The organism is Amycolatopsis sp. NPDC045836 (genome assembly GCF_056431745.1).
Window position 1 is genome coordinate 84658 of the sequence record NZ_JBWKKF010000001.1, and the last position, 26041, is coordinate 110698.

23 protein-coding genes are annotated in these 26041 nt (G+C 72.0%); 14 read left to right on the top strand and 9 right to left on the bottom strand.

What is annotated here, in order from left to right; all coding sequences use genetic code 11:
• Positions 1-83: 83 nt before the first annotated feature.
• Positions 84-1700: a chaperonin GroEL gene (groL, locus tag AC07EG_RS00465; RefSeq protein ID WP_478250782.1), complete on the top strand. Its 1617-nt coding sequence runs from the start codon at positions 84-86 to the stop codon at positions 1698-1700.
• A 104-nt stretch (positions 1701-1804) separates the two neighbouring features.
• Here the strand turns inward: groL and AC07EG_RS00470 are convergent, their stop codons facing one another.
• The gene (locus tag AC07EG_RS00470) at positions 1805-2545 is read right to left on the bottom strand and encodes an SDR family NAD(P)-dependent oxidoreductase (protein ID WP_478250783.1); all 741 of its coding nucleotides are present in this window, start codon (positions 2543-2545) and stop codon (positions 1805-1807) included.
• 93 nt (positions 2546-2638) lie between these two features.
• Between AC07EG_RS00470 and AC07EG_RS00475 the strand changes: the two genes are divergently transcribed.
• A complete protein-coding gene (locus AC07EG_RS00475; RefSeq protein WP_478250784.1) occupies positions 2639-3247 on the top strand; it encodes a TetR/AcrR family transcriptional regulator in 609 nt (202 codons plus the stop codon).
• A 46-nt stretch (positions 3248-3293) separates the two neighbouring features.
• Here the strand turns inward: AC07EG_RS00475 and AC07EG_RS00480 are convergent, their stop codons facing one another.
• Positions 3294-3596 (bottom strand): WhiB family transcriptional regulator, encoded by a 303-nt coding sequence (locus AC07EG_RS00480; RefSeq protein WP_209664080.1) that lies wholly within the window; start codon positions 3594-3596, stop codon positions 3294-3296.
• A 299-nt stretch (positions 3597-3895) separates the two neighbouring features.
• Between AC07EG_RS00480 and AC07EG_RS00485 the strand changes: the two genes are divergently transcribed.
• The 5 genes from AC07EG_RS00485 to AC07EG_RS00505 all read left to right on the top strand — a co-directional run bounded on the left by AC07EG_RS00485 (position 3896) and on the right by AC07EG_RS00505 (position 8625).
• A complete protein-coding gene (locus AC07EG_RS00485; RefSeq protein WP_478250785.1) occupies positions 3896-4810 on the top strand; it encodes a MerR family transcriptional regulator in 915 nt (304 codons plus the stop codon).
• A 4-nt stretch (positions 4811-4814) separates the two neighbouring features.
• Positions 4815-6080 carry a hypothetical protein gene (locus AC07EG_RS00490; RefSeq protein WP_478250786.1) on the top strand — a complete coding sequence of 422 codons (1266 nt, stop codon included), beginning with the start codon at positions 4815-4817 and terminating at the stop codon, positions 6078-6080.
• A gap of 162 nt (positions 6081-6242) precedes the next feature.
• Entirely contained in the window at positions 6243-6839 is a 597-nt protein-coding gene (locus AC07EG_RS00495) for a response regulator transcription factor (protein ID WP_003073605.1), read from the top strand.
• Positions 6840-7152: 313 nt separating this feature from the next.
• Complete coding sequence (locus AC07EG_RS00500) at positions 7153-7725, top strand: sigma-70 family RNA polymerase sigma factor (protein WP_113695961.1); 573 nt, start codon at positions 7153-7155, stop codon at positions 7723-7725.
• Entirely contained in the window at positions 7726-8625 is a 900-nt protein-coding gene (locus AC07EG_RS00505) for an anti-sigma-D factor RsdA (protein ID WP_478250787.1), read from the top strand.
• Between the two features lie 60 nt (positions 8626-8685).
• On the opposite strand, the gene AC07EG_RS00510 is transcribed toward AC07EG_RS00505, so the two are convergent.
• Entirely contained in the window at positions 8686-9081 is a 396-nt protein-coding gene (locus tag AC07EG_RS00510) for a DUF5319 domain-containing protein (protein ID WP_162788698.1), read from the bottom strand.
• Positions 9082-9183: 102 nt separating this feature from the next.
• On the opposite strand from AC07EG_RS00510, the gene guaB reads away from it, so the two are divergent.
• The 4 genes from guaB (at position 9184) to AC07EG_RS00530 (ending at position 15043) form a co-directional block, all read left to right on the top strand.
• On the top strand, positions 9184-10689 hold the full coding sequence (gene guaB, locus AC07EG_RS00515) for an IMP dehydrogenase (protein WP_478250788.1): 1506 nt from the start codon (positions 9184-9186) through the stop codon (positions 10687-10689).
• A 66-nt stretch (positions 10690-10755) separates the two neighbouring features.
• Positions 10756-12078, top strand: a complete 1323-nt coding sequence (locus AC07EG_RS00520) for a BNR-4 repeat-containing protein (protein WP_478250789.1) — start codon at positions 10756-10758, stop codon at positions 12076-12078.
• Positions 12079-12153: 75 nt separating this feature from the next.
• Positions 12154-13290, top strand: a complete 1137-nt coding sequence (locus tag AC07EG_RS00525; protein ID WP_478250790.1) for a GuaB3 family IMP dehydrogenase-related protein — start codon at positions 12154-12156, stop codon at positions 13288-13290.
• A gap of 55 nt (positions 13291-13345) precedes the next feature.
• Complete coding sequence (locus AC07EG_RS00530; RefSeq protein WP_478250791.1) at positions 13346-15043, top strand: FAD-dependent oxidoreductase; 1698 nt, start codon at positions 13346-13348, stop codon at positions 15041-15043.
• Positions 15044-15091: 48 nt separating this feature from the next.
• Here the strand turns inward: AC07EG_RS00530 and AC07EG_RS00535 are convergent, their stop codons facing one another.
• From AC07EG_RS00535 to AC07EG_RS00550, 4 genes are all read right to left on the bottom strand, one after another.
• Positions 15092-17668 (bottom strand): CHAT domain-containing protein, encoded by a 2577-nt coding sequence (locus AC07EG_RS00535; protein WP_478250792.1) that lies wholly within the window; start codon positions 17666-17668, stop codon positions 15092-15094.
• Positions 17669-17849: 181 nt separating this feature from the next.
• Positions 17850-18038, bottom strand: coding sequence for a hypothetical protein (locus AC07EG_RS00540; protein WP_478250793.1), 189 nt, complete (start codon positions 18036-18038; stop codon positions 17850-17852).
• A 201-nt stretch (positions 18039-18239) separates the two neighbouring features.
• Positions 18240-19691 (bottom strand): aldehyde dehydrogenase family protein, encoded by a 1452-nt coding sequence (locus AC07EG_RS00545; protein ID WP_478250794.1) that lies wholly within the window; start codon positions 19689-19691, stop codon positions 18240-18242.
• Positions 19688-20719, bottom strand: a complete 1032-nt coding sequence (locus AC07EG_RS00550) for a zinc-dependent alcohol dehydrogenase family protein (RefSeq protein ID WP_478250795.1) — start codon at positions 20717-20719, stop codon at positions 19688-19690. Before AC07EG_RS00550 ends, AC07EG_RS00545 begins: the two co-directional genes overlap by 4 nt.
• 63 nt (positions 20720-20782) lie before the next feature.
• On the opposite strand from AC07EG_RS00550, the gene guaA reads away from it, so the two are divergent.
• Positions 20783-22339 carry a glutamine-hydrolyzing GMP synthase gene (gene guaA / locus AC07EG_RS00555; RefSeq protein ID WP_478250796.1) on the top strand — a complete coding sequence of 519 codons (1557 nt, stop codon included), beginning with the start codon at positions 20783-20785 and terminating at the stop codon, positions 22337-22339.
• 93 nt (positions 22340-22432) lie between these two features.
• On the opposite strand, the gene AC07EG_RS00560 is transcribed toward guaA, so the two are convergent.
• Together AC07EG_RS00560 and AC07EG_RS00565 are read right to left on the bottom strand one after the other, a co-directional pair.
• Complete coding sequence (locus tag AC07EG_RS00560; protein WP_478250797.1) at positions 22433-22648, bottom strand: hypothetical protein; 216 nt, start codon at positions 22646-22648, stop codon at positions 22433-22435.
• The gene (locus AC07EG_RS00565) at positions 22641-23903 is read right to left on the bottom strand and encodes a PspC domain-containing protein (protein ID WP_478250798.1); all 1263 of its coding nucleotides are present in this window, start codon (positions 23901-23903) and stop codon (positions 22641-22643) included. Before AC07EG_RS00565 ends, AC07EG_RS00560 begins: the two co-directional genes overlap by 8 nt.
• A 131-nt stretch (positions 23904-24034) precedes the next feature.
• On the opposite strand from AC07EG_RS00565, the gene AC07EG_RS00570 reads away from it, so the two are divergent.
• Positions 24035-25375, top strand: coding sequence for a PspC domain-containing protein (locus tag AC07EG_RS00570; protein ID WP_478250799.1), 1341 nt, complete (start codon positions 24035-24037; stop codon positions 25373-25375).
• The gene (locus AC07EG_RS00575; RefSeq protein WP_478250800.1) at positions 25372-26040 is read left to right on the top strand and encodes a response regulator; all 669 of its coding nucleotides are present in this window, start codon (positions 25372-25374) and stop codon (positions 26038-26040) included. The genes AC07EG_RS00570 and AC07EG_RS00575 overlap by 4 nt, the downstream gene beginning before the upstream one ends.
• Position 26041 lies beyond the last annotated feature (1 nt).

Here is a 26041-nt window from a genome sequence, read left to right on the forward strand (position 1 = left end):
GCATGACGCCCCGGGGCCCCGTTCGACCGGGGAGCCGGGGCGTTCTTGCGCCCACCCACTTCGAAAGGTAAGCGGAAAACGCTATGCCCAAGCAGATCAGTTTCGACGAGGACGCTCGTCGCGCGCTGGAGCGCGGGGTGAACAAGCTCGCCGACGCGGTGAAGGTCACCCTCGGCCCGCGCGGGCGGCACGTGGTGCTGGACAAGAAGTTCGGCGGCCCCACGATCACCCTCGACGGCGTCACCGTCGCCCGTGAGATCGAGCTGGACGACCCGTTCGAGAACCTGGGTGCCCAGCTGGCCAAGAACGTGGCCACCAAGACCAACGACGTCGCCGGCGACGGCACCACCACGGCCACCGTGCTGGCGCAGTCCCTGGTGAAGGTCGGCCTGCGCAACGTGGCCGCCGGTGCCAACCCGACCGCGGTCGGCCGGGGCATCGAAGCCGCCGCGGAGAAGGTCGTCGAGGTCCTCAAGGCCAAGGCGACCCCGGTCAAGGGCCGCGACAACATCGCCCAGGTCGGCACCGTGACCTCGCGCGACGCCAACATCGGCGCCCTGCTCGGCGAGGCCGTGGAGCGGGTCGGCGAGGACGGCGTGATCACCATCGAGGAGTCGTCCACGCTGGCGACCGAACTGGTGATCACCGAGGGCGTGCAGTTCGACAAGGGCTTCCTGTCGGCGCACTTCGCCACCAACCCCGAGGAGCAGCGCGCCGTCCTCGAGGACGCCTACGTCCTGATCCACCGCGAGAAGATCTCCGCGCTGGCGGACCTGCTCCCGGTGCTGGAGAAGGTCGTCGAGGCGAAGAAGCCGCTGCTGATCATCGCCGAGGACGTCGACGGCGAGGCGCTGTCCACCCTGGTGGTCAACGCGCTGCGCAAGACCATCACCGCGGTCGCGGTGAAGGCGCCGTTCTTCGGTGACCGCCGCAAGGCCTTCCTGGACGACCTCGCCACCGTCACCGGTGCGCAGGTCATCTCCGCCGAGGTGGGCCTGAAGCTGTCCGAGGCCGACCTGAGCGCGCTGGGCAAGGCCCGCCGCATCGAGGTGACCAAGGACAACACCACCATCGTCGACGGCGCGGGCACCAAGGCCGACCTCGACGCGCGGATCGCCCAGATCCGCAAGGAGATCGAGACCACCGACTCCGACTGGGACCGCGAGAAGCTGCAGGAGCGGCTCGCGAAGCTCGGCGGCGGGGTCGCGGTGATCAAGGTCGGTGCGGCCACCGAGACCGAGCTGAACGAGCGCAAGCACCGCATCGAGGACGCGGTCGCGTCCACGAAGGCGGCCGTCGAGGAGGGCATCCTGCCCGGCGGTGGCTCGGCGCTGGTGCACGCGGTCAAGGAGCTGGAGGACGGCCTCGGCCTGACCGGTGACGAGGCGACCGGCGTCCGCATCGTGCGCGACGCGCTCACCGCGCCGCTGCACTGGATCGCCACCAACGCCGGCTTCGAGGGCGCGGTCATCGTGTCCAAGGTGCAGGAGCAGAGCTGGGGCCAGGGCTTCAACGCGGCCACCGGCGAGCTGACCGACCTGCTCGGCGCCGGCATCGTCGACCCGGTCAAGGTGACCCGGTCCGCGGTGGCCAACGCCGCCTCCATCGCCCGGCTGGTGCTCACCACGGAAAGCTCCGTGGTGGAGAAGCCGGCCGAGGAAGAGGAAGGCGCCGGCCAGGGCCACGGGCACGCGCACTAGGTTCCACCCGTGAACCGGGGCGGCACTCCCACGTGGGTGCCGCCCCGGTCTTTTGTCCGTTTTCGCCCGATCCTGCTTTTGCGGGCAAAAGCAGGATCCCCAGGTCAGGCGTTGGTTCCCGAGTCGATGGTGACCGTGGAGCCGGTCAGGAAGCGGCCCGCGTCCCCGGCCAGGTGGGCCACCGTGGCGGCGATGTCCCCAGCCTGCATGAACTGGCCGTAGGCCGACAGCGCCCGCTGCCCGTCGGCGTGGTCGCCCTCCGCCGGGTTCATGTCGGTGTCGGTGGAGCCGGGCTGCACCAGCACCGCGGCGATGCCCCGCGGCCCCAGGTCCCGCGCCAGTCCCCGGGTCAACCCCAGCAGCGCCGACTTGCTCGCCGAGTACAGGCTCAGCCCCGGCCACGGCACGCGCTCGGCCAGGTTGCTGCCGATGGTCAGGATCCGCCCGCCCTCACCCATGTGCTTCAGCGCCGCCTGCGCCGCCACGAAGACCGCCCGGACGTGGATGGCGAAGGTCCGGTCGATCTGCTCGACGGTGACCTCCTCGATGGTCGCGGTCGGGAAGATGCCCGCGTTGTTCACCAGGATGTCCAGCCCGCCGAGCGCCTCGGCGGCCTGGTCGACGGCGGTGCCGACGGCTGCCGGGTCGGCGCTGTCGGCCTGGATGGCCAGGCCCTTGCGGCCGTGCCCCTCGATCGCCGCGACCACCGACGCGGCGCGGTCGGGTGCGCTGGTGTAGGTGACCCCCACGTTCGCGCCCTCGGCGGCCAGCCGGGTGGCGATCGCCGCCCCGATGCCCCGGCTGCCCCCGGTGACCAGTGCCGTCCTGCCGTCCAGTGTGCCCATGCCCACTCCCATTCTGTATCGGTCGATACATAAAAGCGGCGCGTACGATGGGGCGTCAAGGGGTTTTGTATCGGTTGTTACAGAAGGTGGGTCATGTCACCTCGGGGCCGTCCGCGTGCGTTCGACCGGGACGCCGCGCTGCGTGAGGCCATGTATGTGTTCTGGCGACGCGGTTACGAGGGCGCGTCGATCGGCGACCTGACCGGCGCGATGGGCATCAACCCGCCCAGCCTGTACGCGGCCTTCGGCTGCAAGGAGGCGCTGTTCCGCGAAGCGGTCGAGCTGTACGGCCGCACGCACGGCGGGCTGACCGGCCGGGCGCTGGCGGAGGAGCCGACGGCCCGTCAGGCGATCGAGCGCATGCTGCGGGACAACGCGCGGGCGTTCACCGCGCCGGAGCACCCGTCGGGCTGCATGGTGGTGCACGCGGCCACCAACTTCGCCGTGGTCAACCAGGGCGTGCACGACTTCCTGGTGGAACAGCGCCGCGACAACCACCGGTCCATCCTGGACCGCATCCGCCGTGGGCAGTCCGAAGGGGACGTCAGCGCCGATGCGGACGCCGACGCCATGGCGCTGTTCTACGAAACCGTCCTCTATGGACTATCGGTGCAGGCGCGGGACGGGGTGGGCGCCGGGAGCCTGAAGTCCGTTGTGGACTCGGCGATGTGCGCCTGGCCCACCTTCGACGGCGGGAACTGACGAGGGCGCCTCCCGTGCCCGGGAAGCGCCCTCGTGCCCAGCGGTTTCAGGAGCCGGACAGGCTCAGCGAGCGCTTTCCCGCCTTGAGGATGTTCTCGCGCTCGGACTCCGAGAGCCCACCCCAGATGCCGTACGGCTCGTGCACCGCGAGCGCGTGCCTGCGGCACATCTCCAGTACCGGGCACGCCTGGCAGATGGCCTTCGCCCTGGCTTCCCGTCTCGCCCGCGCGGGGCCGCGTTCGCCGTCGGGGTGGAAGAAGGAGCCGCTGTCCATGCCCCGGCACGACCCCTCGAGTTGCCAGTCCCACACATCGGCGTTGGGGCCAGGGAGTCTGCGCGTGTCTGCCATCGTGACCGCCTCCGCTATCCGGGATTTCGCCGCCGGAATCCGCAGTTCCTACAACGCTCGCTACTCCATTCGGTGCAACGCGCGTAACGTTAGAAGCGCGCCAATACTTGTTCAAGAGCTGCGGCGTGATTCAGCCGTTAGGCATCCCCCGGGAGTGTGAGATGCCGCTCCACCCCGGCTTGCCGCCGTTCTGACCGGCGGGAATATTGGGCGGCGTGGGATCCGAGGGAGACTCAGGTCACGCAGCAGGCCGACCGGTGGCGCCCGCTGCGGACGAGCCCGATCCCGGAGAACCCAGCTTGCCGGTCGCCTCGGTGGCGCGGCGGCTGGGCGTCGCCCCCGCCACGCTCCGGACCTGGGACCGGCGGTACGGCCTCGGCCCCAGCCACCACGTCGGCGGGCGGCACCGGCGCTACGGCCCCGCCGACATCGGCCGCCTCGAACTGATGCAGCAGGCGCTGCTGCGCGGCACGTCCACCGCCGAAGCCGCGCGCTACGCACTCGAACGCATGCCGAAGACCGCCCAGCCGCGGCCCCGCCCGGCGCCCGTGCTTTTGCCCGCAGAAGCCGCCGGGCCCGAACCGGGCCAGTCGAGGCTGGCTCGGCGGCTGAGCACGGCGGCGCTCGCGCTGGACGCCCGCGCGGTGCAGCGCACGCTCGCCGACGTCATCGAGGGCTCGGGGGTGCCCTCGGCGTGGTCGGGGGTGATCCAGCCGGTGCTCGCCGCGCTCGGTGACCGGTGGCGGAGCAGCGGCACCACGGCCGGCGCGGAGGTCGAGTACCTGCTCGCGGGCGCGGTGCTGGCCGCGTTGATCCGGGCCACGCCGGTGCTCGACGTGCCGCGCAACCAGCGGCCGGTGCTGCTCTCGTGCGTGCCGGAGGAACGCGACGGGCTGGCCCTGTACGCGCTCGCGGCGGAGCTGGCCCGCCGGGGCCTCGGCACGCAGCTGTTCGCCACGCCGCTGCCCGCGGAAGTGCTCGCGGTCGCCGTGCGGCGCGGGGCGCCGGCGGCCGTGGTGCTGTGGGCGCGGCGATCGGGGGCGGCCGACCCGCGCCTGTTCACGCGGGTCACGCGCGGGCGCCAGCGGAGCCGGCTGTTCGCCTGCGGGCCGGGCTGGGACGGGACCGGCCTCCCGGCGAAGGTCGAGCTGCTCGGCGATCTGCGCACGGCCGTCGACCGCGTCGAGTACGTACTGGTCGGTTCGCGAGACTGACCGGGTGGAACAACTCCTGAGACAGGCCGCCTTCGGCGACGACCCCTCGGCCGCGCGGCTTCTGCGGGGAAAAGCAGGTTCGGGGTCGGCGAGGGAGCGGTTGCTGGCCGGGATCGTGGCCGGGGCCGAGGGGCGGTACGCCGCCGCAGCGACGTTGTTCGCGCAGCTCAGGGCCGGTTCGGACCGGGTGGTCGCGGCACACGCGGCGGCGGCTTTCGCCGCGCACCGGCGGCAGCTGGGCGGGCACGCCGCCGCGCTGCCCTTCGACGGTCTGGCAGTGGCCTATGCCGCTTCGGAACTCGGAAGGTCTGACGCCCGGGATCCGGATGGGCTGGATGCCGAGGGCGCGTTGGTCGACGGCCTGCTCGGCCTGGCCGCCGACAACCTCGGCCTCGGCCGCCTGGGAGCAGCGCGCCTCCTGCTGGCGAAGGCGGGTGACCGGCTTCTGCGGGCAAAAGCAGGCGACCGGTCTCGGCGGGCAGGTGTGGCGCCCGGCGCTGCTGTGGACGAGGGCGGAGGTGACCTGCTTCTGCGGGCAGAAGCAGGGGGCCGGCTCTCGCGGACGGGTGCGGCGCGCAGCGTTCCGATGGATGTGGACGGGCCGGGGGAGGCAGGTGACCGGCTTCTGCGGGCAAAAGCAGGCGACCGGCCTCAGTGGGCGGGTGCGGCGCGCGGCGCTCCGATGGAGGTGGCGGCCGGCGACGGGCCGGAGAGGGCGGCTGACCTGCTTTTGCGGGCAAAAGCAGGCGACGGGCCTCGGCGGGCAGGAGCGGCGGGGAGCGCGCCACTGAGGAGGGCGGGCGCCGGGGCGGAGGAGGCGGCTGACCAGCTTCTGCGGGCTAAAGCAGGCTCGGCCGGATGGCGGGGGCTGGTTCGGGCCGGGTGGGTCGGTGCCGAGATCGAGCTGGCCGCCGGCAACGCCGCCGCGGCGGTGGCGCCGGCGGCGGAGGCGGCCGCGCTGGCCGAGGAGCGCGGTGCCGTCCGGCACGGGATCAAGTCGGATCTGGTGCTCGGGGCGGCTCTGGCGGCCACCGGGGCTTCCACTGAGCGGCAGCGAGCACTCGATCTGGTCCGAAACGCCCGATTGGCGGCCGAAAAATATGAACTTTGCTCACTTATCTGGCCTGCCGCGCTCATTTCCGTGGATTTGGTTCCCGCGAATGGCCAACTGTACCGATCCAGAGCGGATACAGTGTTGCACGCAGTGTTACTACGCGCAGACCCTGGGGGGAGACGGCTTGCACGGGATTCACCCTGGGTGCCGGTGTAGCCCCGGAGTAGGCGGGAACGGCTCCGATGGCTCGACGGCGCACACCCATACCGACATCCGGGCTAGACCATTTCAAAAAAAGCCACCGGATCGTGTCAAGGTGGGGCCTAAAGCGTCCGATAGGGGATATGGAATGTCACCCGGCTGCAGGAAGGAAACCCCGTGACGACGGTCTTGATCTGCGACGACCGACGCAGTGTCCGCGAAGGGCTCACTCGCGTGATGTCTGCTGTTCCAGGGGTCAGTCGCATCGACTGCGTAGCGCACGGTGACGAGTTGCTGGCCAGGTACTCCCGGCAGCCGGTGGACGTCGTGCTCGTCGGCACCCAGCGGGCGGTGCCGACCGGGGTGGAGGCCACCCGTCGACTCGTCTCCGCGAACCCCCAGGCCAACGTCATCGTGTTCGGTGCCCCCGATGACGCCGGCAGCATCGCCGCCGCCATCGCCGGTGGGGCACGCGGCTACCTCCGGTGGGACGCGTCCCGCCCGGAACTCGTCGCCGCACTGGCCCACACCCTCGCCAGCACCTCGGTGCCCGCGCCACGGCAGCCGTCGGACCCCGGGGTCCAGCTGACCGAGCGCGAGTTGCAGGTGCTGCGCGGGATGAGCCAGGGCAAGAGCAACGGCCAGATCGGCCGCGAGCTCTACCTGTCCGAAGACACCGTGAAGACTCACGCCCGCCGGCTGTTCCGCAAGCTCGGCGTACGTGACCGGGCGCAGGCCGTCGCCCACGGCTTCCGCCGCGGTCTGGTGTCCTGACCGGCGAAAACCGCCACGCTCCCCACCCCACCGGTCGCCGGCTGTCCGGCCTCCTCCTGCCACCCAGTGGAGGACGCCGGACATTTTGTGCGCGCTCGTCTCGCCGTCACGCCCTCCTTCGTTGTAGGTTGTTGAAACTTGAAGGACCGGGTGGACGGATCCGGCCCCGCCACGCGAGGCGCGCCGAGTACGACCGTGAGCAAGCGCCAGCGATGCCGGACGGTACGGTGGGTGTCACCGGCGTGAGGGATGTCGAATGCCGCACGCCGGGCTCTTTGCACGCCTAGACGTAACACCGGGACTGTTGTCTGCGATGGCCAATGTGGGGGATGGACTGGACGAGCCAGTCGCCGCCGCTGTCGAGGGAGACCCCCAGGCAGTAGAGCGGCTGCTGGCCGCTATCCGTCCCCTTGTGGTGCGGTACTGCCGCGCCAGGGTCGGCAGGCAGGAACGTTCGTTCGCGTCGGCGGACGATGTCGCGCAGGAGGTGTGTCTCGCGGTGCTCACGGCATTGCCCTCGTACCGTGATCAGGGGCGCCCCTTCCTGGCGTTCGTTTACGGGATCGCCCAGCACAAGGTGGCCGACGCGCACCGCGCGGCGGCCCGCAACCGCGCCGAGCCGGTGGCCGAGGTCCCGGACGAGGTGGAAGGCGGCGTCGGTCCCGAGCAGCGCGCCCTGCAGGGCGAGCTGAACGAGCGCATGGCGCAGTTGCTGCAGGTCCTGCCGGACAAACAACGTGAGATCGTCGTCCTGCGCGTGGTCGTGGGGCTCTCGGCCGAGGAGACCGCCGAAGCGGTGGGGTCCACGCCGGGTGCGGTCCGCGTGGCCCAGCACCGCGCGCTCGCGCGGCTCCGCAAGGTACTGGCCGCTGAGGAGGTGGTCTGAGTGACCGAACGCGAAGGTCGGCGCGAGTACGAGCAGTCCGTGCCGGACCTGTCCGCGATGCAGGCGGACGACGCGCTGCTCGACGCCCTGGGCGGGTCGGACCCCCAGGTCGCCGACGCACTCGGGGACCAGGAACTGAACGCGCTGTTGCTCGCCTGGCGGCGGGACATCGACAGCCAGCCCATTCCCGAACTGATCGACACCGACGCCGCGGTGGTCACCGTCAAGACCGCCGCGCTGGCGCACAAGCACGGCAACCGCGGGCGCAAGCGCCGCCTGCTGGTCCCGGTGGCCGCGGCCGCCGCCGTGCTCGCCATCGCCTTCACCGGCACCGGCCTCGCCGCGCGCGACGCCCAGCCCGGCGACACGCTGTGGGGCCTGACCAAGGTGCTCTACGCCGACCACGCCCGCTCGATCGAGGCCGCCGCGCAGGTGCGCAGCGAGCTGAACGCGGCGGACATCGCGATCAGCGAGGGCAGGCTGGACGACGCCCGCAAGGCGCTCGACGACGCGCAGGCCGCGCTGCGGCAGGTGTCCGTCGAGGACAACCTCGACCAGCTGATGGCCCAGCACCGCCAGCTCAGCGCCCGCCTGGAGAACCCGGCACCCGAGGTGCCGCACCAGCCGGGCACCACCGCGCCGGGCACCTCGCAGACCGGGACCTCACCCACCGCCGGCCTTCCGCCGGTGGAGAAGCCGCAGCTGCCGCCGACGGACATCCCGACCACGATCCCGCCGGACAACTCGCTGCCCACCAGCAACCCGCCGGACCCGTCCACCCCGCCGCCGCCGACCCCCACCTCGGAGATCAGCTCGGGCGGCGGGTCGGAGCCGAACACCGGCACCGGCGGCAAGCAGGGCAACGCCGTCGAGGGCGAAGCCCCCGCCGCCACCCCCTGAGCCCGACAACGCGAAAGGCCCCCGGCACACGTGCCGGGGGCCTTTCGCCTCTTCGGGTGATCAGTAGGCGCTTTCGGTGGTCGTGACCCCGTCGGCGAACCCGCGGCAGTAGTCCCAGCTGACGTAGTCGGCCGGGTTCGGGTCGAACGCGGGCTCGTGCGGGCGCATGCGGCCGTCGTTGAGCAGCTGTTCGAGGCTGGCCCGGAGCAACTGCCAGTCGTGGTAGTGGGGTTGGTCGCATTCACCGCAGTCCACGACGATGCCCCGCACGCCGCGCGGGGCGAGCAGGGCTTGGTACACGGCCAGATCGGAGAGGTCGGCGAGCAGCTCGGTGCGCTCGTCGGCGGTGATCGGCTCGGTCACGTCGTCGTCGAGCCCGGCGACCTCCCTGGCGGGATCGTCCGGGTCGTCGGCGAACGGGTCTGGGGGCAACACGTCGTGCGGCACGCGCTGCACGGTACCGGGCGGGCCCCGGGTCGCGTCCAGATACCATCGTTTCCAGCGCGTCGAGTCGCTTCCACTACCCCTCACCCGCGCCAGGAAGGCCACCAGCCAGCCATGACCGAGCACCCCGCCACCTTCCCGACCAAGTTCGCCATGCTCGGGTTGACCTTCGACGACGTGTTGCTGCTGCCCGCGGAGTCGGACGTGGTGCCCAGTTCGGTCGACACCACCACCCGGCTCTCCCGCAACGTCAACCTGCGCATCCCGCTGGTCTCCGCGGCCATGGACACGGTCACCGAGGCCAGGATGGCCATCGCGATGGCGCGCCAGGGCGGCATGGGCGTGCTGCAGCGCAACCTGCCGATCGACGAGCAGGCCACCGCGGTGGAGGTGGTCAAGCGCTCCGAGGCGGGCATGGTGACCGATCCGGTGACCTGCTCCCCGGAGGACACGCTGGCCGAGGTGGACGCCCTGTGCGCCCGCTACCGCATCTCCGGCGTGCCGGTGACCGACGCCGCCGGCACGCTGGTCGGCATCATCACCAACCGCGACATGCGCTTCGAGGTGGACCACACCCGCGCGGTCAGCGAGGTGATGACCCGCACCCCGCTGATCACCGCGCAGGTCGGGGTGACCGCCGACGCCGCGCTCGGCCTGCTGCGCCGGCACAAGATCGAGAAGCTGCCGATCGTGGACGGCGCGGGCAAGCTGCGCGGGCTGATCACGGTGAAGGACTTCGTCAAGACCGAGCAGTTCCCGAACGCCACCAAGGACACCGACGGCAGGCTGATCGTCGGCGCCGCGGTCGGTGTCGGCACCGACGGCTACCAGCGCGCGATGGCGCTGGCCGACGCGGGCGTGGACGTGCTGATGGTGGACACCGCGCACGGGCACTCGCGGGCCGTGGTGGACACGGTGGCGCTGCTGAAGAAGGAACTCGGTGACACCGTCGACGTGGTCGGCGGCAACGTGGCCACCCGGGCCGGGGCGCAGGCGCTGGTCGAGGCCGGGGCGGACGGCGTGAAGGTCGGGGTGGGCCCCGGCTCGATCTGCACCACGCGCGTGGTCGCCGGTGTCGGCGTACCGCAGATCTCGGCGATCTACGAAGCCGACCAGGCGTGCCGCCCGGCGGGCGTGCCGGTGATCGGCGACGGCGGCATCCAGTACTCCGGCGACATCGTCAAGGCGCTGGCCACCGGGGCGTCCACGGTGATGCTGGGCAGCCTGCTGGCGGGCACCGCCGAGGCACCCGGTGAGCTGATCCTGGTCAACGGCAAGCAGTTCAAGACCTACCGCGGCATGGGTTCGCTGGGAGCGATGCGGTCGCGCGGCGAGGCGAAGTCGTACTCGAAGGACCGCTACGCCCAGGACGACGTGCTCTCGGAGGACAAGCTGGTGCCCGAGGGCATCGAGGGGCGCATCCCGTTCCGCGGCCCGCTGTCCACCGTGGTGCACCAGCTGGTCGGCGGGCTGCGCTCGGGCATGGGGTACGCGGGTGCCCGCACCATCGCCGAGCTGCAGGAAGCGCAGCTGGTCCGGATCACCGCGGCCGGGCTGAAGGAGAGCCACCCGCACGACGTCACGATGACCGTCGAGGCACCGAACTACACCACGCGCTAGCGCCGGAACCGGTTCCGGTGCCAGGATGGGGTGCCCGCCGCCTGGGACGCACCAGGAGGCACGTTCATGCGGCGATGGCTGTTCACCTCGTTGATCCCGGTTCTGCTCGCCGTCGCGCCACCGGCGCGGGCGGAACCGGAGTTCGCGCTGATGACCCCGGCGGAGACCGTGGCGTCGCGCACGGACCGGCGCCCGCTGGCGGGCGGGGTGCACGACCCGGTGGCCGGGCTGACCTTCATCTCGTGGTCCGGGGTGAACGCGGACACCTACGTCCAGGCCTACGACCACGCCGGTGGTGACTGGACCCCGCCGAAGCTGGTCGCGGACGGCGAAGCCGATCCGCACAACTACCCGACCCTGGTGCTCGCCGACGACGGGCACCTGCTCGTCTTCCGCGGCATGCACAACAGCCGGACCGTGCTGAGCCGGGCGCCGAGCCCGCATTCGCTCGACGGCGAGTGGACGCACACCGAGCTGCCCGAGGGCGACGCGGCGAGCTACCCGATGCCGGTGAAGACCGCACGCGGCACGCTCGTGCTGTTCTACCGGGAGACCACCCGCGAAATCGATCCCAGCGCGCCGACCGACTTCCGCCCGATGAAGTACCTGGTCTCGCGGGACAACGGCCGGACGTGGAAGAACTCGGTGCAGTTGACCGGCAAGGAGTTCGCGCTCGGTTCGAAGGGGCGGGCGGACCACCTGGACGAGGTCTACGTCGGGCAGCTGCGGTACGAGCCGGGTGCCTTCGGCAGGCCGGAGCGCATCCACCTGGTCTACACCTTGGCGGGTGGTGGTCCGGACCAGCACGTGCACGACTACTTCCACCGCGGCGTCTACCACGCCTGGTTCAACCCGGCCAGCCTGCGCTTCCACGCCGCCGACGGCCGTGACCTCGGCACCCAGGTCGACGACGCCGAGCAGGAGCAGTACCTCAAGGTCGCCGACACCCCGCTGGAACGACCCGCCGGGCTCAAGTCGCCGGACTACATCCAGCAGGTCGGCTTCGGCGCCGACGGCAAGCCGTTCGTGCTGTGGTTCCAGTTCGACGCGAACGGCGTGCCGCTGGACCACGCGGCCAGGTGGACCGGCTCGGGGTGGGAGCGCAGGCAGGTCGCGACGGGACTGCGGACCCGGGAGATCGAGCCCGCCGGACCGGGGACCTGGCGCGTCTACGCCACCCGCGACGGGCAGCCGGACATCGAGACCCACCTGCTGTCCGGACTGGACTGGCGGCCGGAGACGGTGATCCGCACGCCGAAGCCGGTGCAGCGGGTCGAGGTGATCACCGGTTTCCGCGACCCGGCGCGCATCCTGGCCACGGGGGCGTCGAGCGCGCGGGAGGTGAGCGTGGCCGACGGGGACATCTACGTCGCCGGTGCGCCCAACTGACGCCCCCCGCGTGCCGCCGCCGAGCCCGCTCGACACAATGTGCGCTGGAACATCGTGTTCGAGAAGGGACGTCACGTGCGGGATCTGGTCGAGATCGGAATGGGCCGTACCGCTCGGCGGGCGTACGACCTGGACGACATCGAGATCGTGCCGTCGCGGCGCACTCGTTCGTCCAAGGTGGTCTCCACAGCCTGGAAGATCGACGCCTACCAGTTCGACCTGCCGCTGGTGACGCACCCGACGGACGCGATCGTCTCGCCGGGCTCGGCGGTGGCGGTCGGCGAGCTGGGCGGGCTCGGCGTGCTCAACGCCGAGGGGCTGTGGGCGCGCCAGCCGGACGTCGAAGAGGCGGTGTTCCGGATCGTGCGGGCGGCCGAGGACGGCGACGGCGACCCGACCGCGCTCACCCGCGTGCTGCAGGAACTGCACGCCGCGCCGATCCGGCTCGACCTGATCTCCGAGGCGATCCGGACCGTGCGCGAGGCGGGCGTGACGGTGGCCGCGCGGGTGAGCCCGCAGCACGCCGCCGAGCTGACGCCGGACCTGCTCGCCGCCGGGGTGGAGATCCTGGTGGTGCAGGGCACGATCGTCTCCGCCGAGCACGTGGTGCGCGACGGCGACCCGCTGAACCTGAAGCAGTTCATCGCCGACCTCGACGTGCCGGTGATCGCCGGGGGCGTCGGCGACTACCGGACCGCGATGCACCTGATGCGCACCGGCGCGGCGGGCGTGATCGTCGGCCACGGTTACAGCCCGGGCGTGACCAGCACGGACCGCGTGCTCGGCATCGGCGTGCCGATGGCGACCGCGATCATCGACGCGGCGGCGGCGCGGCGCGACTACCTCGACGAGACCGGCGGGCGGTACGTGCACGTGCTCGCCGACGGCGGCATCAACGTCTCCGGGGACATCGCCAAGGCGATCGCCTGCGGGGCGGACGCGGTCATGCTCGGCGCGCCGCTGGCCGCCGCCACCGAAGCACCCGGCCAGGGCCTGTACTGGACGGCGGCGGCCGCGCACCCGTCGCTGCCGCGGTCGCGGGTGGCGGCGGGCCCGGACTACGCCGTCGACCTGAAGACGCTGCTGTTCGGGCCGTCGTCGGACGCCGAGGGCGTGATCAACCTTTTCGGCGCGCTGCGGCGGGCGATGGCGAAGACCGGGTACTCCGACCTGAAGGAGTTCCAGAAGGTCGGCCTGACGATCCGGAACTAACCCGCCGGTAACTTACTGGTAGTCAGGAAGCAGCTCGCGGGTTATGGTTTTACCTGTGACTGCTCGTAACACCACCACGGACTACGACGTCGTAGTGGTCGGCTCGGGTTTCGGCGGCAGCGTCGCCGCGCTCCGGCTGACCGAAAAGGGTTACCGGGTCGCGGTGATCGAGGCGGGCCGCCGCTTCGCCGACGACGAGTTCGCGAAGACCTCCTGGGACCTGCGGCGCTACCTGTGGGCGCCGCAGCTCGGGTGCTTCGGGATCCAGCGCATCCACCTGCTCAAGGACGTGATGGTGCTGGCGGGCGCGGGGGTCGGCGGTGGTTCGCTGGTCTACGCGAACACGCTGTACCGGCCGCTCAAGCCGTTCTACCAGGACCGGCAGTGGGCGCACATCACCGACTGGGAGGCGGAGCTCGCGCCGCACTACGACCAGGCGAGCCGGATGCTGGGCGTGGTGACGAACCCGCTGGTCACCCCGGTCGACGAGGTGATGCAGAAGGTCGCCGTCGACATGGGCGTCGCGGACTCGTACCACGCGACGCCGGTCGGGGTGTACTTCGGCGAGGGCGGCAAGCGGGTCGCCGACCCGTACTTCGGCGGGGCCGGCCCGGAGCGGACCGGCTGCACCCAGTGCGGCTCGTGCATGACCGGGTGCCGGGTCGGCGCGAAGAACACGCTGGTCAAGAACTACCTGTACCTGGCGGAGCAGGCCGGGGCGAAGGTGGTCCCGCTGACCACGGTGACCGGGCTGCGCGAGCGCGCGGACGGCTCGTTCGAGGTCGACCTGCGCAAGACCGGCAAGGTCTCGCCGCGGTTCCGGACCACGATCACCGCGGGCAAGGTGGTGCTGGCCGCCGGGACCTGGGGCACGCAGAACCTGCTGCACCGGATGAAGGACACCGGCGCGCTGCCGCGGCTTTCGGCGCGGCTGGGCGAGCTGACCAGGACGAACTCCGAGGCGATCATCGGTGCCGGGCGGCCGACCGTGGACCCGGCGCGGGACTTCACCCGCGGCGTGGCGATCACGTCGTCGATCCACCCGGACGAGACCACGCACATCGAGCCGGTGCGGTACGGCAAGGGCAGCAACGCGATGAGCCTGCTGCAGACGATCGCCACCGACGGCGCGTCGCCGGTGCCGCGGTGGCAGCAGGCGGTGCGGTTCCTGCTCAAGCACCCGATCCAGTCGGCGAAGCTGCTCAACGGGTACCGGTGGAGCGAGCGCACGGTGATCCTGCTGGTGATGCAGAGCCTGGACAACTCGATCACCACCTACACCAAGCGCGGCCTGTTCGGGCGGCGGAAGTACACCTCGAAGCAGGGGCACGGCGAGCCGAACCCGTCGTTCATCCCGGCCGGGCACGAGGCGAACCTGCGCACCGCCGAGCACATCGACGGCATCGCGGGCGGCACCTGGGGCGAGGTGTTCGACATCCCGCTGACCGCGCACTTCATCGGCGGCGCCCCGATCGGCACGGACGCCGCGTCGGGGGTGATCGACCCGTACCACCGGGTGTTCGGGCACCCCGGGCTGTCCGTCGTGGACGGTTCGGCGATCACCGCGAACCTGGGCGTGAACCCGTCGCTGACGATCACCGCGCAGGCGGAACGAGCCATGTCCTTCTGGCCGAACAACGGCGAGCCGGACCCGCGGCCGCCGCAGTCCTCGGGGTACCGGCGATTGGACCCGGTGAGCCCGGTTCGCCCGGCCGTCCCGTCGGATGCTCCGGGCGCCTTGCGCCACGGCTGACCAACGATGCCCGGTTTGTGCCGTGGTGTCTGAAGCGTCTTTTGCGGGCTAAAGCAGGTTCGCCTGGTCAGGGGCATCGCCGGAGCCCAGGCAGATGAAGGGCCGGCGTAGCGGGTCGACGCCGACGGCATCCGCCAGGGCGGTGGCGGGGGCGGCGTGCGCGGCCAGAGCCCGGTGGTAGTCGTCCATGGCCGCGGCGGCGGGGTGGTCGCCGACCCGGCTGGCCGCGGCGACCACGGTGTGGGTGCCGCTGGCCAGCAGGGCACCGGCGAAGCCGAGCGCCTCGTCGCCCGGCCGGATCAGGTTCAGCGCGAGTTCGCACGCGGCCAGCACCACCTGCCGGGGCGGTCTTCGCAGGGCGGCGACCTCGTGCGCGAACAACGCCCCATCGGCCAGTTCCAGCCGCGAGAACAACGCGTTGTCCGGTTCGTGCGTGCCGTGGGCGGCGATGTGCGCCAGATCGACGCCGTCGAGGGCGTCGAGGACGGTGCGCACGTCGGCGCGGTCGGCCGCGTACTGGGTGGCGTGCCGGTGGTGCGCGGCCAGCTTGTCGATCTCCCCGGTCGCCGCCAGCAGGTTCGGCCCGCGCACCAGCACCGTGCCCGACGACTCCGGGGCCGGCCGGGACGCCGCCAGCCACGCGGTCGCCGACGGCGCCACCACGATCGGCCGGTACCGCATCGAGCCCAGCACGTTCCACGGCACCGCGTACAGCGTCCCGGTCGGCACCAGCACCACCTCGCGGTCGCCGGTGAACTCCAGCAGCGGCCGCATCAGCTGCGCGTCGAGCAGGTCGGCCTCCTTGCGGGCCGACGTCGAGATCGCCTGCAGCAACGGCTCCGGCAGGTGGTCCGGCGCCATCGCGTTCAGGTCGGCGTGCAGCCGCCGCGTGCGTTCCGCGGCCTCGCGCGCCGAGCCCAGCCACACGATCCGCACCCGGCCGTCGTGCACCACCACCGCGAGCAATCTGTCGCCCGAGGCCGCGAAGCTGATCAGCACCCGGTCGCCGAGCCTGGCCACCACGTCCTCCACGGTGGCGACCGGCCGCGGCCGCCCCCAGCGGGTCGCGGCGTGCCAGCCGAGCCGGGTCGCCGCGTGCTGCAGCCGCTGGTACCGCGCCTGCAACCCGGCCACCGGCCTGCCGTCCAGTTTGGCCTCGCGCAACGCGTGCCCGACGTGCCGGATCTCCGCGATGGACTCGACCAGCTCCGTGTTCTCCAACCCGGACAACTGCTCGTACCGGTACATCTGCGCCCGCGTGCGCTCCAGCCAGTTGAACAGCTGACGCGCCTCGGTCGCCGACTCGCCGCCGTCGAGCACCAGCCGCATCGCCAGGTCGCCCAGTTCCTGCCCGTGCAAGGCGGTGCCGGACAGCAGTTCCAGCCCGCCCATGCGGTCGCGGGCCTGCCCCAGTTCGGTCAGCCCGGCCCGCGCCTGCGCGAACGCCTTGCGCCGGTTCCCCTGCGCGGCCGCCAGTTCCGCCTTGCACAGGCGCAGCAGCATGCGGTGTTCGAGCGGGGTGTGCGGCTTCGGGCGCGGCACGCGGCGCAGCAGATCACTCGCCTCCTCGACCCGCCCGCGACGCACTTCCAGTTGCGCGGCAAGGGTTCTCGCCAGTGCGGCGTCCTCGCCGAGGCGCAGTTCGGACAGTCGCGCGGCCAGCTGCCCCGCGGTGGACACCAGTGCCGCGGGCACGCGTCCGCTGGACAGCGCCCGCATCGTGCGGACCCGCAGGCCGAGCAGTTCGGCGACGGTCGCCCAGCCCTCCGTGCCACGCCGCCGCATCCGGCGCTGCGCGGAACCCGCGAGCTGTTGCGCGGTCTGCAGATCGCCTTCGAGCAACGCCGCCGCCGCGCGGAACAGCTCCGCCTCACCGAGGTCCTGGCCGACGCGCTGCCGTCGCATCTGCGGCAGCACCTCGTCCAGGTGCCGTCCCGCCTCCATCGCCAGCCCGGCGCCGAGCAACGCCTGCGCCTGGTCGATCCGCAGCCGGTGGAGCATGTCCGGGCCGAGGTCGAGGTAAGCGCGTTCGGCCTCGCCGTAGTGGTACAGCGCCTGCGGCAGGCGGCCGAGCCGCTTCTCCAGGTCGCCGAGCATGTGCTGCAGGTACGCGGTCTTCTGCGGGAAGTCGAACTCCGCGGCCAGTTCGCTCGCGTAGTCCAGGTCCCGCCGGGCTTCGGCGAGCCTGCCGAGGATGACGAAGGACAGACCGCGGTTGCTGACCGACGCGACCAGCGCCTCGGTCAGCCGTTCCCGGTCGCCGGGTGCGTCGGCGAGCAGCGCCCGGCGGTGGGCGATCGCCGACTCCATCAGCGGCAGGCTGGCCTCGTCCCAGCCCGCCCTGGCCAGCAGGGTGCCGTGGATGTGGTCGAGGAAGCCGCGGAGCTCGGTTTGGACCGGACCTCCGGGCAGTTCACCCAGCCGTGGGCGGACCGCGTCCAGGCGCGCGAGGCCGTCGGCGACCGTGCCGAACTCGGCTTCGGAGTAGGCGAGCCGGATCCACAGCTCGATGTGCAGCGCGAGCCAGCGGGAATCGGCTTCGCCGGAGATCGTCTCGAGCAGCGTGAGACCGCGCCGGAACAGGCGCATCGCTTCGCGCTCACGGCCCGCGTGCCGGATCCGCACGGCCGTTTCTTGCAGTTCGCCGACCTGGTCCAGTACCGCATCGCGGGCACGGGAACGCCGGTGCCGGCGGGTCGCTCCGGAATCGTGAGGGGCGGCCACCTGACTATCAGACCACATGAGGCCCGCAGACGAAGTCCGCCGGGCGGGGGGTCCCGCCCGGCGGAAGACTACGGCGTTCGCCCTACGAGGTGGGCGTGCTCGTGTTGCGCGGGCCCTGGGTGGTCGGGTTGGTGCTGGTGTTGCGCGGCCCCTGGGTGGTGGGACCGGTGCTGGTGTTGCGCGGGCCCTGCGTGGTCGGGTCGCTGGTGTTGCGCGGGCCGTCCGGGGTCTCTTCCGACTCCGGGACCAGCTCCTCGGTGGGCGTGCTCATAATCCGTTTCCTCCCTCGTGAATGCGCCGCTCGCCGGCGCAGCCAACCCTTTTCCGTGGCGTCGCAACCGATTGCGGAGATTGCACAAGGTGCGACGCTAGGTGTCCGGATCCGGTTCCCCCCAAGGAACCTTGGCTGAAGGTACCGCACGTATGGCGGTATGGGAATTACTTAGTGCACTGCCTATCGGCTGTATTAGTCCTAAAGAGTGACGTCGGTCAGCACGGTTACTTTCTCCTCCGTCAGGTCCGCCATCGCCGCGGGCACCCCTTCGCGGCCCCGGCCGGAACCCTTCACCCCGCCGTAGGGCAGTTGGTCCGCGCGGTACGACGGCACGTCGCCGATGATCACCCCGCCGACCTCCAGTTCCGCCGAGGCGCGGAAGGCCTGCCGCACGTCCCGGGTGAAAACCCCTGCCTGCAGCCCGTATCGCGAATCGTTCACCGCTTCGAACGCGGCTTCGGCGGAATCCACCACGGACACCGCGAGCACCGGCCCGAACACCTCCTCCGCCCAGACTTTGGCGTCAGCCGGCACATCGATGAGCAGCGTCGGCTCGACGGTGGCGCCGTCGCGCCCGCCGCCGGCGAGCACCCGGGCTCCGCCGTCGACGGCTTCCGTGATCCAGGTAACGATTCGCTCAGCGGAAGCCTCGTCGATCACCGGGCCGACGTCGACCTCGGTGTCGTACGGGTCGCCCGTGCGCAACGCGCGCACCGCTTCGGTCAGCGCGGGCACGAACTCCCCGGCCACCGCGCGTTCGACGATCACCCGCTGCACCGCGATGCACGACTGCCCGGCCTGGTAGTTGCCGAAGGTGGCGATCCGCCGCGCGGCCCCGGCCAGGTCCGGCCAGTCGGCCAGCACCACGGCCGCCGCGTTGCCGCCGAGTTCGAGCACCACGTGCTTGCGGGCCGCGGCGTCGGCGATCGACCAGCCGACCGGGACCGAGCCGGTGAACGAGACCACCGGCAGCCGGGGATCGGCCACCAGGGCCGAGGTCTCGGCGTTTCCCAGTGGCAGCACGGAGAACGCGCCGTCGGGCAGGTCGGTCTCGGCCAGCACCTCACCGAGGACCAGCGCCGAGAGCGGGGTGCGCGGAGCCGGTTTGACGATGATCGGCGCGCCGACCGCGAGCGCCGGGGCGACCTTGTGCGCCACCAGGTTCAGCGGGAAGTTGAACGGCGCGATGCCCAGCACCGGTCCGCGCGGCACCCGCCGCACCAGCGCCATCCGGCCTTCGCCGCCTTCGTCGGTGTCCAGCCGCTGCAGTTCGCCGCCGAACCGGCGCGCCTCCTCGGCGGCGATCCGGAACACCGAAACCGCCCGCCGCACCTCGACTTCCGACCACTTCAGCGGTTTGCCGCTCTCCGCGGTGATCACCTCGGCGATCTCCTCGGCGCGTTCGGCGAGCGCCCGCGAGACGTGGTCGAGCACCGCGGCGTGCTGGTGCGCGGGACGGCGGCGGAACTCCGCGGCCACCGCCGCCGCCTTGGCCACCGCCCGTTCCACCTGCTCCGGACCCGGCACGGCGACCGTGGCGACTTCGCTGCCGTCGAACGGGTGCGTGACTTCCAGCGTGCTCCCGCCCGGTTCGGGCAGCCCGGCGATCCAGGCGGGACGCGGTTCCGGGGTGAAGGTCTCCTCGCTCACTTGACCAGCACCTTCAGCGCGCGCCGATCGGCCATCGCCCGGTAGGCGGCCGGGATCTGTTCCAGCGGCATGGTCACGTCGAAGACCTTCCCCGGTTCGACCCGGCCTTCGAGCACGTCCGGCAGCAACTGCTCGATGTAGTGCCGCGCCGGGGCGACACCGCCGGTGATGGTGATGTTGTTGCCGAACACGTACCGCCCGATCGGGCCTTCGGCGTACTGCGGCACCCCGACCCGGCTGACCCGGCCACCGGGGCGGACCACGCCGACGGCCGTTTCGAAGGCGGGCCGGGTCCCGACGCACTCCAGCACGGTGTGCGTGCCGGTGCCGCCGGTCAGGTCGCGGACCTTCGCGATGCCCTCTTCACCGCGTTCGGCGACCACGTCGGTGGCGCCGAACTCGCGGCCGAGGTCGGTGCGCTCGCGGTGCCGTCCCATCAGGACGATGCGCTCGGCACCCAGCCGCCGCGCCGCCAGCACCGCGCACAACCCGACCGCGCCGTCGCCGATCACCGTCACCGTTGTGCGTTCGCTCACGCCCGCGGTGACGGCGGCGTGGTGGCCGGTGGAGAACACGTCGGACAGGGTCAGCAGCGACGGCAGCAACGCGGTGTCCTCGGCTACGGGCAGCTTGACCAGGGTCCCGTCGGCGTGCGGCACCCGGACCGCCTCGCCCTGCCCGCCGTCGACGTCGCGCACACCCCAGTTGCCGCCGTTCACGCACGAGGTGTGCAGCCCGTCCCGGCAGAACCCGCAGGTGCCGTCGGAGTAGACGAACGGCGCCACCACCAGGTCACCGGCCTTGACCGTGTGCACCTCGGCACCGGTGTCGGCGACCACGCCGAGGAACTCGTGGCCGATGCGCTGCCCCTGCTCGGTGGCCTCCCGGCTGCCGTACGGCCACAGGTCGCTGCCGCAGACGCACGACCGGAGCACCCGCACCACCGCGTCCGACGGCGTGCGGAGCACCGGGTCCGGCACGTCCTCCACGCGCACGTCGCCCGCTCCGTAGATCAGCGTGGCTCGCATCCCCGTCCCTTCCTCGAAGTCATCACCTGCGACGATAGTGGCCGACGAGAAGGAGGTCGGCGAGTGAACAGCAGCACCGGGCCGGTGCTCGTGGTGGACTTCGGGGCGCAGTACGCGCAGCTGATCGCGCGGCGGGTCCGCGAGGCGCAGGTCTACTCCGAGGTGGTCCCGCACACCGCCGCAGTCGACGAGCTGCTGGCGAAGAACCCGGCCGCGATCATCCTTTCGGGTGGACCGTCCAGTGTGTACGAAGAAGGCGCGCCCGCGATGGACCCGGCGCTGGTCGAGGCCGGCGTGCCGGTGTTCGGCATCTGCTACGGCTTCCAGCTGCTGGCCCGTGCGCTGGGCGGCACCGTGGAGGCGACCGGGGCGCGCGAGTACGGCCGCACCGAGGTCAAGGTCAACGGCGACGGCGGCGTCCTGCACGACGAACTGCCCGCGCGGCACCCCGCGTGGATGAGCCACGGCGACAGCGTGACCAAGGCCCCCGAAGGCGCGGTGGTCACCGCCACCTCCGAGGGCGCGCCGGTCGCCGGGTTCGAGAACACCGACCGCCGGATCGCCGGGGTGCAGTACCACCCCGAGGTCGGGCACTCCCCGCACGGGCAGGAGGTGCTGCGCCGGTTCCTGCACGAGATCGCCGGTATCCGTCCACAGTGGACCACCGCGTCCATTGTGGAGGACCAGGTGGCGGCGATCCGGGCGCAGGTGGGGGACGGCCGGGCGATCTGCGGGCTGTCCGGCGGGGTGGACTCCGCGGTGGCCGCCGCGCTGGTGCAGCGCGCCATCGGCGACCGGCTCACCTGCGTGTTCGTCGACCACGGCCTGCTGCGGGCGGGTGAGCGCTCGCAGGTGGAACGGGACTTCGTCGCCGCCACCGGGGTCAACCTGGTCACCGTGGACGCCCGCGAGCGGTTCCTGACCGCGCTGGCCGGGGTGACCGACCCCGAGCAGAAGCGCAAGATCATCGGCCGCGAGTTCATCCGGGTGTTCGAGCAGGCCGAGCGCGACCTCAAGGCCGAGGGCGACTACCGGTTCCTGGTGCAGGGCACGCTCTACCCGGACGTGGTCGAGTCCGGCGGCGGCGCGGGCACCTCGAACATCAAGAGCCACCACAACGTCGGCGGGCTGCCCGAGGACCTGGCCTTCGAGCTGGTCGAGCCGCTGCGCCTGCTGTTCAAGGACGAGGTGCGCCGGGTCGGGCTGGAACTGGGCCTACCGGAGACCATCGTGCACCGGCAGCCGTTCCCCGGGCCGGGGCTGGGCATCCGGATCATCGGCGAGGTCACCGCGGACCGGCTGGCCACGCTGCGGTCGGCCGACGCGATCGCCCGCGAGGAGCTGACCGCGGCCGGGATGGACCGCGACATCTGGCAGTGCCCGGTGGTGCTGCTGGCCGACGTGCGCAGCGTCGGCGTGCAGGGCGACGGCCGGACCTACGGGCACCCGGTGGTGCTGCGGCCGGTGTCCAGCGAGGACGCGATGACCGCGGACTGGACCCGGCTGCCGTACGAGGTGCTGGAGCGCATCTCCACCCGGATCACCAACGAGGTGGCCGAGGTGAACCGCGTGGTGCTGGACGTGACGAGCAAGCCGCCGGGCACGATCGAATGGGAATGAGCACCGCCCAGCGGCTCCGTTGAGGGGGCGACGGGCGGGAAGGAACAGCGAGAAAGGGCCCCGGAAACTCCGGGGCCCTTTCTCGTGAGTGGGTTATCGCCGCTTGCCGCTGAACGAAGCGCCGAGCAGCAGCAGGCCGACCAGCACCGCGGCGCCGGCGACCAGCCACCGCGGGTCGAACCCGGGCAGCGGCAGCTCGCCGTCGGTGAGCACGTAGGCCGACGCCCCGACCGTCGCCAGCCCGATCAGCAGGGTGAACACGTCGAGCCGGCGAGCGGGCCTGGTCTCGTTCTCGGTTTCGTCAGCCACGGCGCACCTCCACGCTGCCGGTCGAAGTCGTCACGGACAGGTTGTACTTCGGCCCGCCAGGGCCGTCGTCGCCCAGATCGGTCACGGTGATCGGCGCGTTGCCGAGACCGCTGTGCGAGCGGCCGAGGCACTCGATGTCGCCGACCGAGCTGGCGCAGGTGACCTGCACGTCGGCGTCCTCCGGCACCAGCACCGTCGAACTGCCGAGCGTGGTGCGCACGGTGGTGGTGACCGGCGTGTCCTCGGGTAGCTCGGTCAGGTTCAGGTCGATGTCGCCCGCGGTCTGCTCGTAGACCGGCAGCACCTCGTGCGCCGCCCGCGGGGTGGCGTCGATGCGGCCGACCCCGCCGCCGACCGCGTGGAACGGCACCGCGGTCAGCGCCACCCCGGCGATGGACAGCGGCACGGCCAGCCCGATCAGGCCGCGCCCGCCACCGGTGAGGGAAGCGGCGACCATGCCGACGCCGAGCACCCCGAGCGTCACGCCGATGATGTGCGCCGGGCTGAACCACGGCACCCCGGCGATGCCGAACGCGGTCAGCACCCCGGCGGTGACCAGCGCGACCGCGAAGGTCGCCTTGCTCGCCGCGGAGGAGCGGCGCCGCCGGACCGGGGGCGGGGCCGGCTCGTCGGCGAGCACCGGCGCCGGGTTCGGATCGGGCAGATCCCAGGCGAACGGCGCGGCACCGAGCGGATCCCACTGCGGGGGCGCGCCGGGACTGCTGGACACGGTGGTACCTCCGTCGGTCATGGTGAAGCCCGCGTCGTGGCCGGGGACCGGCGGCGCGGCGGGGCGGTGGAACTGGCCGCGGCTGCGGTGCAGCAGGTAGAGCGCGAGCAGGAGCAGGCCCAGGCCGAAGAAGCCGCCGCCGTCGAACCAGTTGCCGGAGAACGACCACGGCACGAAGAAGAACAGCGAGCAGCCCAGCAGCACGGTGAACGCCGGGTTCACCGAGGTCTGGCCCCGCCCGAGCAGCCCCTCGGCGGCCGAGACCTCGTCGTGCTCGTCGGCGAAGAGCAGCCAGCCCACCACGTACAGCGCGAGGCCGATGCCGCCGAACACGGTCGCGGCGACCAGCGCCACGCGCACCACCACGGGATCGATGCCGTAGCGGTTGCCGACCGCGGCCGCCACCCCGGCGACCTTGCGGCCCTGCTTCGGGCGCCGCGGACGGCTCACCCAGAAGTCCTTGACCGTCTCCTCGAACCCGTTGAAGCCCGAGGTCCCCGACGGTTGCGTCGATGTCCCACTCATGCCGTCGAGCATGCGGTCCCGGAGGCCGCGCGCACATCCGGGATGTCCCCTGAACTTGCTCAGGGGCGGTGCCCGGACCCGGGTCCGAATCCGGGGTTTCCCTGATGATTCCGGGCCACGGGCGTGTGAACATGGGCCACGTGCCAGAACAGCTCCAGCGAACCCCCGGAACGACGCCGGAAGCGGAGACCGTGGTGATCCCGGCTCCGCGCTCGGCGGTGGCCGAAGCAGGCCCGCCGAAGCTGTACCGGCGGCGGTCCGGGCGCGCGGTGGCGGGTGTGGCCAGCGGGCTCGCCGACCACCTCGACGTGCGCGTGCTGTGGGTGCGGCTGGTGTTCGCGCTGCTCGGCGGGCTCGGCGGGGTCGGGTTGTTCGCCTACGGCCTGCTCTGGGTGTTCGTGCCGCAGAGCGCCAAGGAGGAGAAGAAGACCGGTTCGCCGAAGGACCGCCAGCAGGCGCTCGGGCTGATCGCGCTCGGGGTCGGCCTGTCGGTGGCCGGTGGCGCGCTGACCGGGTTGTTCAGCGGCTGGGTGGCGGCGCCGCTGACCGTGGCGCTGATCGGTGCCGCGGTGGTCTGGCGGGAGGCCGACGAGTCGCAGCGCCGCCGCTGGCGCACCGGGGCCAAGACGGGTGTGGTCGGCACGCTGTCCGGGGCGGGCGGCTGGTCGGCGGCGATCCGCATCCTGGCCGGGGCGGCGCTGGTGATGACCGGGGTCGGGGTGGTGCTGCTGCGCTCGGGGAGCATGGAGCAGATCCAGTTCGCCCTGCTCGCGGTGCTGGCCACGCTGATCGGGGTGGCGGTGCTGACCGTGCCGTTCTGGGTCCGGCTGGTCCGCGACCTCGGGGAGGAACGCCGGGCCCGCATCCGCACCGAGGAACGCGCCGAGATCGCCGCGCACCTGCACGACTCGGTGCTGCAGACGCTGGCGCTGATCCAGAAGCAGTCGGGGGACCCGAGGGAGGTGGCGCGGCTGGCGCGGGGACAGGAACGGCAGCTGCGCACCTGGTTGTACGGGCCGTCGGGGTACGGGGACAAGGAGAAGTCGGGGTCGGAGGGGCTGGCGCCGTCCGGGGGGCGGCTGTCGGAAGCCATCGCGACCGCGTGCGGGGAGGTGGAGGACAGCTTCGCGATCTCGGTGCAGCAGGTGGTGGTCGGCGAAGCCGAACTGGACGAGCCGCTGACCGCGCTGGTGCAGGCCGCCAGGGAGGCCATCGTCAACGCGGCCAAGCACGCCGGGGTGGACGAGGTGAGCGTGTACGCCGAGGTGGAGCCGACGGCGGTGTTCGTGTTCGTGCGCGATCGGGGGAAGGGGTTCGATCCGGACGCGGTTCCCGGTGACCGGCATGGCCTGGCGGACTCGATCCGGGGGAGGATGGAGCGCAACGGCGGCAAGTGCCGTCTCCGCACCGCCCCTGGCGAGGGCACCGAGGTGCAACTGGAGATGCCGATCAAGGTTGGGAAGGTCGCGTGACGGACGAGGCGAAGAAGCCGGTGTCGGTGTTCCTGGTGGACGACCACGCCCTGTTCCGCGCGGGGGTGCGGGCCGAGCTGGAGTCGATCACCGAGGAGGTGCGGGTGGTCGGCGAGGCGGGGTCCGTCGCCGAAGCGGTGACGGGGATCGCGCGCACCCGCCCGCAGGTGGTGCTGCTCGACGTGCACATGCCAGACGGCGGCGGGGCCGAGGTGCTGCGCCGGATCCGGCCGGAGCTGCCGGACGTGGTGTTCCTGGCGTTGTCGGTGTCGGACGCGGCCGAGGACGTGATCGCGGTGATCCGGGCGGGGGCCCGGGGGTATGTCACCAAGACGATCTCGTCGAAGGAACTGGTCCGGGCGGTGGTGCGGGTGGCCGAAGGGGACGCGGTCTTCTCGCCGCGCCTGGCCGGTTTTGTGCTCGACGCCTTCGCCGACCGGCCCGGTTCGGCGCCGATCAGCGACCCCGAGCTGGACCTGCTCACCCCGCGGGAGCGGGACGTGCTGCGCCTGCTCGCGCGGGGGTACGCCTACAAGGAGATCGCTTCGGAGCTGTTCATCTCGGTGAAGACGGTGGAGACGCACGTGTCGAGCGTGCTGCGGAAGACCCAGCTGTCCAACCGCTACGAGCTGTCCCGCTGGGCCTCCGACCGCCGCCTGGTCTAGA